We start from the raw sequence: 12,151 nt of genomic DNA, 5'->3' as shown, positions 1-12,151 counted from the left end.
CCCCGTTCCGGTGACTCGCGAAATGCCCCGGCCGCGGCGCGGGGTTACAGTCCCGCGATGGGTTTGAGCATCCGCAACCAGCTCGCCGGGACGGTCTCCGCCGTCACGCCGGGCGAGGTGATGGCCACCGTCAAGGCACGCCTGTCCGGCGGGCAGGAGATCACCGCCGCGGTCACCAGGGAAGCCGTCGAGGACCTCGGCCTCGCCGAGGGGACCGCCGTGCGCGCACTGGTCAAGTCGACCGAGGTGTCGCTGGCGACCGGGCCGGTGACCGGCATCAGCATCCGCAACCAGCTGCCCGGCCGGGTGACCGGCGTCGCGACGGGCGGGGCGATGGCGACGATCAAGGTCGCCGTCGACGGCGGTGAGCTCACCGCGTCGATCACCCGGGAAGCGGCCGCCGAGCTGGGCCTCGAAACGGGAACCCCGGTCGTCGCGCTGATCAAGTCGACCGAGATCTCCCTCGCGACCGGCTGACCCCCGAAACCGCCGCTTCTGCGGGTTCCCGGCGCTGATCGTGCCGTATTTGCGACCGAGCTGTGCCTGATCGGTGGATGTGCGCCGCCGCGGGCCCGTCTTAGCGTGGAGTGATGGAGCCCTACACCCCGCCCCCGGCCGGGCGCCTGCTCGTCACGGGGACGGGGTGCGCTTCGCGCTCGATCGACGTCGGCGAGCTGCGGGCCCGCGCGCAGGTCCGGCTCGACGTCGAGTACGTGACCCGCCGCAAGCGGGAGCGCCACGAAGTGCACGGTGTGCACCTCTACGACGTCCTCGCCGAAGGGCCGTTGCCACTGGACCCGCGGCACAAGATGTCCGGGCTCACCGTCGTCGTGGTCGCCGTGGCCGAGGACGGCTTCCGGGTCGTGCTGTCCCTGGCGGAGATCGACCCCGAGTTCGGCCACTGCGCGGCGCTGCTGGCGACCCGGTACAACGGCGAGCTCCTGCCGCGCCCCACGCTCGTGATGCCGAGCGACCTGCGCGCCAGCCGTTATGTGCGCGGGCTGGCCGAGCTCTGCCTGCTCAGCGTGGGCGACCCGGTGAAGGCCAGCAGTGCCTCGGCGGTCCGGGGCGGGTCCTCCATGATCGGCGAGTGACCGACGCCGGGCAGCGGCACGACCCGTGCGCCCGGCACGGTGCGGTAGGCCGCGAGGGCGCTCGACGGCCGCCACCGCCGGTTCTCCTCGCCGAAGAGCACCAGCGCCGGCGTGCCCAGCGCCGTCAGCCGGTCCGGGATCGGTTGCCGCGCAAGGTAGTCGACGGATCCCCGCTGGGCCGCGGTGAAGGCGGCGAACGTCATCCCGCGCACGTCGGCCACGAGTGACACGGGTGCCTCGTATCCCGGACGGCCGAAGGCCGAGCTCATGGCCTCGCGGATCTGGTCGTCGGTCAGCCCTTCCCACTCAGCGGCCTCGAAGGCGAGGTGCGGGCCGATGTAGGTGTCCAGGCTCGGCCCGGTGTCGACCAGCACGAGCGCGCTGACGAGCGCGGGCCGTTCCTCGGCCAGGGCGGTGGCGACCAGGCCGCCGGTGGAGTGGCCGACGACCACCGCGTGCCCGACGCCGAGCCGATCGAGCGCCGCGCCGGCCCGGCGGGCCTGCTCGGGGACGCCGTACCCGGCGTCGTCCGGCTCGGCCGAGCGCCCGTGCCCGGGCAGGTCGATCCGGACCACGCGGTGGGCGCCGGTCAGCAGGGGGAGCAGCGCGTCCCACGAGTGGATCGAGGACGCGGTCCCGTGGATCAGCAGGAGGACCGGGGCGTCGCGGGGGCCGTCGTCGGTCAGGTGGAGGTTCGTCATGAGCTGACTCTGGCCGGGCGCGGAGACCGGTGGCTTGGACGAATGTTCCGCGTAGCTTGGGAACCATGGGGCCGGACGAGGAAGCGCTCTGGGACGTCGCGCTCCCGGCGTCGCCCGGCAGGCTGCCCGGGATCACGATGGCCGGGTTCGCCGACCGCGGCCGCACCCCGGCCGGGCTCCGGCTGATCCCGCCCCCGGCCGTGACGCTCGCCCTGGTGTTCGGCCCCGGCACCGTCGTCCTGTCCGGCGCGGCCGGGCAGGGGAGCGTCGTCGCCGGGCTCGGGTTCGGCACCACCCGGATCCTGCGGGCGGCGGACTTCGCCTGCGTGCAGGTGCGCTTGCCGCCGGTGGTCGCGGGCGCGGTCCTCGGCGTCCGCCCGGCCGAGCTGGGCGGCGCCTTCGTGGCCCTGGACGACCTGTGGGGCCGGGACGCGGCCCGGCTCGGGGAGCGCCTGAGCGAGACTTCGTCGTGGGACGAGCGGTTCGCGGTGACGGACGCGGTGCTCGCCCGCCGCCTTGAAATGGGACCGGCGGTCGATCCCGAGGTCGCGTGGGCGTGGGGACGGATGGTCCGCACCCGCGGCCGGGTCCGCGTCGAGCGGCTCGCCGACGAAGTCGGGTGGAGCCGCAAGCGCCTGTGGTCCCGGTTCCAGGCGCAGATCGGCCTCCCGCCCAAGCGTGCGGCGCGGCTGGTCCGCTTCGACCACGCGGTCCACCGGCTGGTGGCGGGCCAGGACGCCGCCTTCGTCGCCGCTGACGCCGGTTACGCCGACCAGTCCCACCTGCACCGCGAAGTCCGGGCGTTCACCGGGATCACGCCGGCGGTGGTGGCGGGCGAGCCCTTCCTGACCATCGACGACCTGGCGTGGCCGTCGCGGTAGTCGCTGTCCGGTTACTGTGCGCAGGGCGAAATGTCCGGTACCTATCTTTTGTCCTGTACGACGAAAGTCGGTACCCGCCGGCCCGGGCGCGGATCACCCTCGAGCGCACCGGAACACCCATCGCGACCGGCGCGGCCATCCCTCGCGCCGGTTTCCCCCGTGAAAGCGAGTACCGGCATGCGCACAAGACACCTGCTCGCCCGCTCCGCCACCACCCTGGTGGCCGCCGCCGCGGTCGCCGGCTTCCTGGCGAGCCCGGCCACCGCCGTCACCATCGACGGCTACTCACCCGACGTGCAACGCGACGCCGTCGCCTCCCTCGTCGCGGACTCCGGGCTCGGTGAGTCCGCCGCGGTCGCGTTCCTCCGGACGCAGGCCGCCGGCGTCGAGACCCTGCACCAGGTCACCGCGTCGCTCGGCACCCGGGCCGTCGACGGTTACCTGGACGCGACCGCGAAGCCCGTGGTCAACGTGCTCGACCAGGCGGCCGCCGACCGGGTCACCGCGGCCGGCGCGCAGGCCCGGCTGGTCACGCACTCGAGCGCCGCGCTGGCGAGCGCGCAGGACGCGCTGCAGGCGCTGCCCGTTGTCGCCCACACGTCGGTCGGGCTCGACCCGAGGACCAACCAGGTCGTGCTGACCGTGGCGGACGCGGCACGCGGCACCGACGCCCTGCTGAAGGCCGCCTCCGCACTCGGCGACCGCGTCCGGGTGGAGCGCGTCGCGGGCGAGATGCACGCCGCGATCTACAACGGCGAAGCCATCACCGGCGGCGGCACCCGCTGTTCGGCGGGCTTCAACACCAACCGCGGCGGCGTGAACTACATCGTCGACGCCGGCCACTGCACGCGCGCGGTGTCGACGTGGAACGTCGGCCCGTCGCAGGGTTCGAGCTTCCCGGGCAACGACTACGGGCTGATCCGCAACAACACCGGCAGCGCGCCGGGCGCGGTCACCCTGTGGAACGGCTCCACGCAGCGGATCAGCTCCGCCGGCACCGCGACGGTCGGCCAGCGGATCAGCAAGAGCGGCAGCACGACGCACCTGACGTCGGGCTCGGTCACGCGGACGAACGTGACCGTGAACTACGCCGAAGGTTCGGTGTCCCAGCTGATCCAGACCAACGCGCTGGTCAACCCGGGCGACTCGGGCGGCTGCCTGTTCGCCGGCAGCGTCGGCCTGGGCATCACGTCCGGCAAGGGCACCGGGACGTCGTTCTTCCAGCCGGTCGGCGAGGCCTTGAGCGCATACGGCGTCAGCCTCAATTAGTCGCGGCGGCTGCGGCCGAAGGCCATCCGGTAGATCACCAGGATGATCAGCGCGCCGAGGACCGCGAGGCCCCAGGTGCGCAGGTCGAAGAAGGTGCCGAGGTCGGTGTGGAACAGGGTCTTGCCGACCCACCCGCCGACGAAGGCGCCGCCGATGCCGAGCAGGATCGTGATGATGCAGCCACCGGGGTCCTTGCCCGGCATGAGGGCCTTCGCGATCACGCCCGCGATGAGCCCGAGCACGATCCAGCTGATGACGCCCACGGGTGCCTCCGTCCGCCTGTCTTCCTTGACGGCACAGGATGGCAGGCGGACGGCACCCCGGCACGATGAGCCACGCCGACGTGACGGGCGTCTCAACCGGGAGCCCGGCTGCTCCGTCCGGGTGGCTGTCCGTAACGACCCGATCGCTCTCGGCGTCTGACTTCTCGGTGACCCCGACGAAGCGGAGGCCGTGGATGAAGATCGACCTGTTCAACGAGATCCAGAACCCGCGGCCGTGGCCCGAAGGGCACGAACAGCTGCGGTTCCGGCAGGCCATCGAACAGGCCGTCCTCGCCGACGAGCTGGACTACGGGTGCTGGTGGCAGGTCGAGCACCACGGCGCGGGGGAGTTCAGCCTGTCGTCCGCGCCCGAGCTGATGCTGGCGGCACTTTCCCAGCGCACCAGCCGGATCCGGCTCGGGCACTCCGCGGTGCTCGCGCCGGGGCGGTTCAACCACCCGATCCGCGTCGCCGAGCGCGCGGCGACGCTCGACCACCTCAGCGGCGGCCGGGTGGAGCTGGGCCTGACCCGGTCGACGATCCCGGAGTGGCGCCTGTTCGGCATCGAGCCGGACGACGCCCGCGCGCAGACGCGGCAGGCGTTCGAGCTGGTGCCGAAGATGTGGACGTCGGAGCGGTTCTCCTGCGACACCGACGACTACCGCGTGGACGACGTCTCGATCGGGCCGAAGCCGCTGCAGCGACCGCACCCGCCGCTGTGGCAGGCGGCGGCGAGCCCGGCGTCGTTCGAGGAGGCCGGCCGCCGCGGGGTGGGCGTGCTGGGCACGACGATGTGGGAGTCGCTGGAGCGGGCGAGCCGCCTGATCGGCCTGTACCGCGCGGCGGTCGCGGAGTGCACGTCGCCGGTGGGGGCGTTCGTCAACGACCAGGTCGGGTTCTTCACGTTCGTCCACTGCGCGGACACGGACGAGGAAGCGATGCGGAACGGCGCGGCGGCGGCCGCGGCCTGGTACACGGTGACGGCGCTGACGTTCTTCGAAGCGGCAACGGAGTTCGTGCGCGCCAACGCCCGCAACGAAGAGCTGATGAAGTCCCCGGGCCTCACGGGTGACTTCCTCCGTGGTGAAGCTTCGGCCGCGCCGTCGGAGGCGAACCTCCTGATCGCCCGGATCCTCCAGGGCGAGCAGGTGGGCGACGAGGAGGTGTTCGAGGTGCTGAGCGCGCAGGATTCGCTGATCGTGGGCAGCCCGGAGACGTGCCGCAAGAAGCTGCGCGCGTACGCGGACCTGGGCATCGACCGGCTGATGTGCCTCCAGCAGATCGGCGGCATCCCGCACGAGAAGGTCTTGAAGAGCATCCGGCTGATCGGCGAGCTGATCCCGGACCTGGCGTGACGACGGTGGGGGCGCCGAGAACCCGGCGCCCCCACCACTCAGGCCGTGAAGCCGCCGTCCACCGGGAGGACCACTCCGCTCAAGTGGCTGGCCCGGTCGCTCAGCAGGAACGCTGCCGTCGAGCCGACTTCCGCTCCCGTGCCCGCCTTCCGCAACGGTGTCGCCGCTATGCGGGCCTCCACGCCGCCCGGGATGGTGCGGCGGAGCTCGTCCAGCATCGGTGTCTCCGTCGGCCCGGGGGCGATCACGTTGACGCGGATGCCCAGCGGGCCGAAGTCGTGGGCGGCCGTGCGGGTCAGGCCGATCACCGCGTGCTTCGTCGCCTGGTACGCGCCCATCCCCGAACTGCCGCGCACGCCGCCGATGCTGCTCACGTTCACGATCGAGCCCGAACCCTGGCGCTCCATCACCGCGACCTCCGCGCGCAGGCACAGCCACGTGCCCTTCACGTTGACCGCCATGATCCGGTCGAAGTCCGCTTCGGACACCGAGTCGAGGCGGCCGCCGCCGCCCATGGCCGCGTTGTTGAACGCGCCGTCCAGGCGGCTGAACCGGGACACCGTCGCCGAGACGAACTCGTCCACATCGGACGCCGACGAGACGTCGCCCGTCGTGTACGCGACGTCGTAGTCGGAAAGCTCCGCGGCGAGCTTGGCCAAGGGTTCTTCGTGCCGGGCCACCAGCATCACCGAAGCGCCGTCCGCGGCGAACACCCGCGCCGCCTCCGCGCCGATGCCCGAACTGGCTCCGACGACCAGGACCACTTTTCCGGTCAGCAGGCTCATGCTTCTCCTCCTCGCAGCGCGAGCATCGCGCGGGCGTCGGCCGGGGTGGCGATGGGCTTGCCGAGATCCTCCACCACCGCCCGGATCTTCCGGACCTGCTGGGCGTTGCTCTCCGCGAGCTTGCCCTTGCCGATCCACAGGCTGTCTTCCAGGCCGACCCGCACGTGCCCGCCGAGCCACGCGCTGTGCGTGCCGAACCCGATCTGGTCGCGGCCGGCGGCGAACGCCGAAAACGCGTAGTCGTCGCCGAAGAGCTTGTCCGCGATCCGGACCATGTGCTCCAGGTTCGCGTGGTCGGCGCCGATCCCGCCGAGGACGCCGAACACGCCCTGGATCAGCAACGGCGGTTTCGCCAGCCCGAGCTCGGCGAAGTACGCCAGCGAGTACAGGTGCCCGATGTCGTAGCACTCGTACTCGAACCGCGTCCCGGACTCACCGAGCGTCCGCAGCGTGTGCTCGATCTTGTCGAACGTGTTCACGAACGGCTTCGAGTAGGTGTTGAGCACGTACGGCTTTTCCCAGTCGTGCTTCCACTCCGTCACCTTGTCGGCGATGCCGGAGTAGACGAAGTTCATCGACCCCATGTTCATCGACGCGAGCTCGGGCCGCAGCCGGTAGGCGGCCGCGAGCCGTTCGTCCATCGTCATCGACGACGCGCCGCCGGTGGTGATGTTGATGACGGCGTCGGTCTCCGCGGTGATCCGCCCGACGATCTTCTCGAAGACGTCGGGATCGGGCGTCGGCCGCCCGTCCGGCTCGCGGGCGTGCAGGTGCACGATGGCCGACCCGGCCTCGATGGCCGCCAGGGCGGCGTCGGCCACCTCGTCGGCCGACAGCGGCAGGTACGGGCTCTGCGACGGGATGTTCACCGAGCCCGTGATGGCGGTGGTGATGATGACCTTTTCGGCCGTGCGCATCAATCCTCCTGTGGTGCGAGCGCCCGGTAGGCGTCCAGCTTGGCGTCGTCGAGCGGGCCGACCAGGCTTAAGGCGACCTGCGTGGCGCCCGCGTCGTACTGCGCCCGCACCGCCTCGCGCACCTGGTCGGGCGTGCCGTGCGCAACGAGCGCGTCGAGCAGCCGGTCGGACCCCGGCAGCGCGAGGTCCGCTTCGGTGAAGCCGAGCCGGGTCAGCTTCGCGATCTGGTGGGGGAGCGTCAGGTAGTAGGCGAGGCGGCGGCGCGCGACCTCCCGCGCCGCCGCCCGCGAGCGGCCCACGACCACCCACTGGACGACCGACAGGACCAGGTCCGGCCCGACCGTCTCCCGAGCCCAGCGGGTGTGCTCGGGCGTGACGAGGAACGTGATCAGCCCGTCGGCGCGCTCGGCCGCCAGGCGCGTGATCCCCGCCGAATAGGCGCCGAGCACGCGCGGTACTCCGTGCGCCACCTTGTCGACGCCGTCGAGGTACTCGCGCAGGAAGGGGAGCGGTCCGACCCCGCGTTCACGGACCGCTCCGCTCACCCCGAGCCCCAGGACGTAACGCCCGGGATACCCGGCGGCGAGGTCCCGGGCCGCGGACCCGGCGGACTTCGGCACCCGCTCGAGCGCCCGCGCGACGCCGTTGCCGACGATCAGGCGGGACGTCGACCCGAGCACCAGCGCCGCCGTCGTGAACGCCTCGCGCCCGGCGACCTCGGGGATCCAGACCATGCGGTGGCCGTACTCCTCGAGCGCCCGCACGAACCGGACCACACCGTCGTGGTCCAGGTCGTCCAGCTCGGCGATCGACAACGCCGTGCGCGGCAGGGACAGCGTCATGCGGTCGCGTCCCGGAACGCCCGGACCAGGCCGCGGGCGGCCTCGGCGAGCATCGTCGTGTCGTTGCTGAGCAGGACGAAGTCGCAGCCGTCGCGCACCGCTTGAGCGGCCTTCTCCGGCACCCCGCCGAACGCCAGCCCGCACTTCTTCCCGGCGTCGTGCGCGGCCGCGATGGCCGACGCGATCAGGTCGAGCACGTCCGGCGACGCGGGCGTCGAGCCCATCGACATCGACAGGTCCGCGGCACCGACGAACACCGCGTCCACGCTGTCCAGGGCGAGCATTTCGGGGGCGGCCTTGATGGCCTCGACGCTCTCCAGCTGCGGGATGCACAGCACGTCGTCGTTGCCCGTCGCCAGGTACTCGGCGTTCGGGCGCAGCCCCCACGCGCCGGCCCGGCTGGTGCCGCCGGCGCCGCGGACGCCGTGCGGCGGGAACCGGCACGCCCGCCCGACGGCCGCCGCCTCCTCGACCGTGTCCACGTGGGGCACGAGGATGCCCATCGCCCCCGCGTCGAGGATCTTCTGGATCGTCGACGGCGTCTTGTCCGGCACCCGCACGATCGGCGTCATGCCCAAAGCCGCGGCCGTGTTGATCAGCCGGTACGCCGTCTGCAGGTCGAGCGGCGCGTGCTCCAGGTCGACGACGACGAAGTCGAACCCGGCGAACGCCATGATCTCGGCCGGCTCGCCGGACGCGATCTTCAGCCAGGTTCCCACAGGCGTGGCCGCGCGGGTGAACAGCCCGCCCCCGGTGCGCCCGCTCACGGCATCGGGTAGTCGTCGGCGTTGAGAACCCAGCCCGGTTTCTCCGAGAAGTCCACCCGCGGCGGGCTGAAGATGTCGATCAGCTGGTTCACGCCCGGGTCGCTCGCTTCGGACGTGTGCACGGTCGGCGGCGGGATGACGGTCACCGAAGGGCTGCCGATCCGCACGTGCTCGTCTTCGCGCCAGGTGGTGCTGTCGGGCAGCCACGGCGTGCGGATGTGGTGGACGTACTCGCCTTGCACGGCCAGCGAAAGCTGCTCGAAGTCGTCGTGGTGGTGCGGGGACAGCTTCCGCGCGTCGCGCGGCCCGTCCTGCAGCGGCAGGAAGTTCACCATGAACGAGCGGGTGCGGAAGATCCGCCCGAACCGCTTCGGGTCGGCCGGCACCTCGGACAGCGGGTAGAAGCGGACGCGCGCTTCGGCGGGCTCCGGCCAGCGCTCCAGCAGCGTGACGCGCGGGTGGTCCTCGGCGTACGCATCGGCGTTGGCGACGCGCTCCCGCCAGGCCGGTTCGGTCGCCTCGACCAGCCGGACCAGCGGGCCGTCGCCGTGGACGCCGATCCGCGACGATCCCGGCGGGACGACCACGAGCCCGGGTTCGGTGATCCGGGTGGCGCCGTCGCCGGTCAGCACGGTGAACGCGGGGGAGGCGTCGGTGACGACGATCGCCAGCTCGCCCTCCAGCGTTCCGTTGTCGAGGTCGTCGCCGTCGCGGGCCTCGGTGTGGATCAGGATGACGTTCTGCGCGCGCACCACCGGGGTCGCGTGCAGGTCGAGGTACTGCGCGGCGGTGATCTCGGCGCCGCTGTCGGGCCGGGCCGCGGTGGCCAGCGCCGAGCGGGGATCGTCCTTTTCGTACACAGCGGGTCCTTTCAGGCGTCGAGGTTCAGCAGGTAGGTCGGGTTGTCACGGACCATCCGCCGCAGGTCCTTCTCCGGCAGGCCGAGGTCGAGCAGCGCCTCGCCGACGCGCATCCAGGCGTCGACCGGCTTCGGGTTGGCCTTCTGGCCGAAGTCCGACGCCAGCACGGTGTGCTCCGGGCCGAGCGTCTCGATCCAGGTCAGCAGCTGCTTCGGGTCCCACTTCTGGGTGCCCTCGGGGTCGTACATGCCGACCTCGTGCTCGATGAACGCGCCGAGCTCGATCAGCTCGCGGCACACGGCCGGGTCGGCCCCGATGACGAAGTCGGGGTGGCTGACGACCATCCGCTTCATGCCGCGCTCGTGCGCCTCCTGGAACAGCGTCCGGATGTACTCCGGGTACATGTGCCCGCCGTTGAGGACGGCCTGCTGCTCCTTGATCTCGTCGAGGATCTCGATCGCCTCGGGCTTGAGGGCGCCTTCGCCGTCGACGATGTCGATGCGCTCGAGCGTCAGCGGGACGGTGGTGGTCGGGAAGGCGCCGTCCTCGGGGTGGCAGTCGATGTGCCGGCCCGACGAGATGGTCGGGAACCAGACGACCTTGCCGCCCATGCGCAGGGTCATGCGCACGGCGTGGACGTTGAGCCCGCCGACCGTGCTGTTGAGCGCGATGCCGCCGAAGGCCTGGGCCTTGACGTCGGCGAGGCGGCCCTTCATCGCGAGGACGTCCATCTGGGTGTTGTGGTGGTGGGACTTGGCGACCATGGCGCGCATCCCGATCCGGGCGCCGTCCTGCGCGGCCTCGACGTGGTCGAAGCGGCGGGGGAACGGGCTGGGGCCGGAGTGGACGTGCATGTCGACCAAGCCGTCCAGGACGGAGGCGATGGCGGGACGCGAGCTCATGAGCGGCCTTTCGGTTCACATTATGAAGTCAAAGTTCACTATAAGACCGGCTGTCAACCCTGTGACCGCTCTTGTGTATCGACGGACGCATATTTAGAGTGTCTGACGTTCACTTGGTGAACATTCAGTTCGGAGCAACGGAGGACGCCGATGTCCACACCGCCCAGCGCTGCAGAGGCGGCCGCTCGTCCGGGCACCCCGCACGGCCCGGACGCGGCCAAGGTGCGCGCCGCGATCCGCGGCGGGACGCTCGCCTACTTCGTCGACCAGTTCGACATCTACCTGCCGATCGTCGTGCTGGCCCCGGCGGCGGCGTACTTCCAGGCGGCCAACCTCAGCGCGAGCACGACGGCGCTGCTGGCGTCCCTGGTGTTCGCGTCCACGCTGATCGGCCGCCCGCTCGGCGCGATCATCTTCGGCCACTTCGCCGACACGGTCGGGCGCAAGCGCACCACGCTGGTCGCGGTCGGCGGGTTCGGCGCGATCACGCTGATCACCGCGTGCCTGCCCGGGCACGAGACGATCGGGATGTGGTCGGTCGGCACGCTCATCGCGCTGCGGTTCGTGGACGGCATCTTCCTCGGCGGCGAGTACACGACGGCGGTGCCGTTGGCGATGGAGTGGAGCCCGAAGCACAAGCGCGGCCTCTACGCGTCGATCATCACGTCGACCTCGCCGGCGGCGTACGCGGTGATCGCCGCGATCACGCTGCTGATGCTGCAGCTGCTGCCGTCTGCCGGCCTGCACAGCGCGTACGTCCAGTGGGGCTGGCGGATCCCGTTCTTCGTCGGCGCGCTGCTGGCGGCCGTGCTGTTCCGCTACTACCAGAAGCAGGTGCACGAGCCGCCGGCCGAGCTGACCGGCGAGAAGCACAAGCTGCCGTTCGTCCGGCTGGTGAAGAAGTACCCGCGGGCGCTGGGCCAGGTGTTCATCCTGATGACCGGCACGTGGCTCGCGACCAACATGGAAGCCGCCGTGACGCCCGCGCAGCTGAAGGCGCACCTGGACCTGTCGAGCAAAGAGGTCACCCTGACCATGCTCGTGATCAACGCGTCCGCCGCGCTGTCCTACCCGGTGTTCGGGGTGCTGTCCCAGCGCATCGGCCGGCGGCGGTTCTACATCGGCTACGGCCTGGCGATGGTCGTGCTCGGCGCGGGGTCCTACACGCTGCTGATGGCGTCGAACGGCGGCTTCGGCGCGGCGCTCGGCTTCGGCGTGCTCATCGGGGTGTTCACCGTCGGCACGTTCGGCCCGATCGCGGCGTACCTGACCGAGCGGTTCCCGGCGAGCATCCGCTCGACCGGTTACGGCGTCGGCTACAGCCTCGCGCTCATCGCCCCGGCGTTCTACCAGTTCTACCTGCAGCGGTTCGACGGGGTGATGCCCGCGCACCTCGCCCCGGGCGTCCTGATCGTCCTCGCGGGCCTGCTGATCAGCCTCGGCGGCTTCCTCGGCCCGGAAACCAAGGACGTCGACATGTCCGACGACAGCACGATCCCGGCGCTGTCCTGAATG

General features: G+C 71.5%; 14 protein-coding genes. 6 read left to right on the top strand and 8 right to left on the bottom strand.

Going from position 1 to position 12,151, the window contains the following annotated elements; genetic code table 11:
- Positions 1 to 57 precede the first annotated feature (57 nt).
- Positions 58 to 477 carry a TOBE domain-containing protein gene (locus QSK39_RS18220; RefSeq protein ID WP_285478931.1) on the top strand — a complete coding sequence of 140 codons (420 nt, stop codon included), beginning with the start codon at positions 58 to 60 and terminating at the stop codon, positions 475 to 477.
- 113 nt (positions 478 to 590) lie between these two features.
- The gene (locus tag QSK39_RS18215) at positions 591 to 1,094 is read left to right on the top strand and encodes a molybdopterin-binding protein (RefSeq protein ID WP_285478930.1); all 504 of its coding nucleotides are present in this window, start codon (positions 591 to 593) and stop codon (positions 1,092 to 1,094) included.
- On the opposite strand, the gene QSK39_RS18210 is transcribed toward QSK39_RS18215, so the two are convergent.
- Positions 989 to 1,795: an alpha/beta fold hydrolase gene (locus QSK39_RS18210; protein ID WP_285478929.1), complete on the bottom strand. Its 807-nt coding sequence runs from the start codon at positions 1,793 to 1,795 to the stop codon at positions 989 to 991. The genes QSK39_RS18215 and QSK39_RS18210 overlap by 106 nt on opposite strands.
- Positions 1,796 to 1,860: 65 nt before the next feature.
- On the opposite strand from QSK39_RS18210, the gene QSK39_RS18205 reads away from it, so the two are divergent.
- Entirely contained in the window at positions 1,861 to 2,676 is an 816-nt protein-coding gene (locus QSK39_RS18205) for a helix-turn-helix domain-containing protein (RefSeq protein WP_285478928.1), read from the top strand.
- Between the two features lie 177 nt (positions 2,677 to 2,853).
- Positions 2,854 to 3,945 carry a S1 family peptidase gene (locus tag QSK39_RS18200; RefSeq protein ID WP_285478927.1) on the top strand — a complete coding sequence of 364 codons (1,092 nt, stop codon included), beginning with the start codon at positions 2,854 to 2,856 and terminating at the stop codon, positions 3,943 to 3,945.
- On the opposite strand, the gene QSK39_RS18195 is transcribed toward QSK39_RS18200, so the two are convergent.
- A complete protein-coding gene (locus tag QSK39_RS18195; protein WP_285478926.1) occupies positions 3,942 to 4,208 on the bottom strand; it encodes a GlsB/YeaQ/YmgE family stress response membrane protein in 267 nt (88 codons plus the stop codon). The two genes, QSK39_RS18200 and QSK39_RS18195, sit on opposite strands and share 4 nt — an antisense overlap.
- A 194-nt stretch (positions 4,209 to 4,402) precedes the next feature.
- Here QSK39_RS18195 and QSK39_RS18190 point away from each other — a divergent pair, with 194 nt between their 5' ends.
- Positions 4,403 to 5,563 (top strand): LLM class flavin-dependent oxidoreductase, encoded by a 1,161-nt coding sequence (locus QSK39_RS18190; protein ID WP_285478925.1) that lies wholly within the window; start codon positions 4,403 to 4,405, stop codon positions 5,561 to 5,563.
- 38 nt (positions 5,564 to 5,601) lie between these two features.
- On the opposite strand, the gene QSK39_RS18185 is transcribed toward QSK39_RS18190, so the two are convergent.
- The 6 genes from QSK39_RS18185 to QSK39_RS18160 are packed head-to-tail and all read right to left on the bottom strand — an operon-like array spanning position 5,602 to position 10,636.
- A complete protein-coding gene (locus QSK39_RS18185) occupies positions 5,602 to 6,348 on the bottom strand; it encodes an SDR family NAD(P)-dependent oxidoreductase (RefSeq protein WP_285478924.1) in 747 nt (248 codons plus the stop codon).
- On the bottom strand, positions 6,345 to 7,265 hold the full coding sequence (gene kce, locus QSK39_RS18180) for a 3,5-dioxohexanoate:acetyl-CoA acetone transferase (protein WP_285478923.1): 921 nt from the start codon (positions 7,263 to 7,265) through the stop codon (positions 6,345 to 6,347). The genes QSK39_RS18185 and kce overlap by 4 nt, the downstream gene beginning before the upstream one ends.
- The gene (locus QSK39_RS18175) at positions 7,265 to 8,107 is read right to left on the bottom strand and encodes an LLM class flavin-dependent oxidoreductase (protein WP_285478922.1); all 843 of its coding nucleotides are present in this window, start codon (positions 8,105 to 8,107) and stop codon (positions 7,265 to 7,267) included. The genes kce and QSK39_RS18175 overlap by 1 nt, the downstream gene beginning before the upstream one ends.
- Entirely contained in the window at positions 8,104 to 8,874 is a 771-nt protein-coding gene (locus QSK39_RS18170; RefSeq protein WP_285478921.1) for an HpcH/HpaI aldolase family protein, read from the bottom strand. Before QSK39_RS18170 ends, QSK39_RS18175 begins: the two co-directional genes overlap by 4 nt.
- Positions 8,871 to 9,734 carry a cupin domain-containing protein gene (locus tag QSK39_RS18165; RefSeq protein WP_285478920.1) on the bottom strand — a complete coding sequence of 288 codons (864 nt, stop codon included), beginning with the start codon at positions 9,732 to 9,734 and terminating at the stop codon, positions 8,871 to 8,873. Before QSK39_RS18165 ends, QSK39_RS18170 begins: the two co-directional genes overlap by 4 nt.
- 11 nt (positions 9,735 to 9,745) lie before the next feature.
- Positions 9,746 to 10,636: a DUF6282 family protein gene (locus QSK39_RS18160; protein WP_285478919.1), complete on the bottom strand. Its 891-nt coding sequence runs from the start codon at positions 10,634 to 10,636 to the stop codon at positions 9,746 to 9,748.
- A 150-nt stretch (positions 10,637 to 10,786) separates the two neighbouring features.
- Between QSK39_RS18160 and QSK39_RS18155 the strand changes: the two genes are divergently transcribed.
- Entirely contained in the window at positions 10,787 to 12,148 is a 1,362-nt protein-coding gene (locus tag QSK39_RS18155; RefSeq protein ID WP_285478918.1) for an MFS transporter, read from the top strand.
- The last annotated feature ends 3 nt before the right edge of the window (positions 12,149 to 12,151 follow it).

It is taken from the genome of Amycolatopsis sp. NBRC 101858, assembly GCF_030269325.1.
GTDB classification, from domain to species: Bacteria; Actinomycetota; Actinomycetes; order Mycobacteriales; family Pseudonocardiaceae; genus Amycolatopsis; species Amycolatopsis ponsaeliensis.
This window is presented reverse-complemented; position numbering and strand designations above follow the sequence as displayed.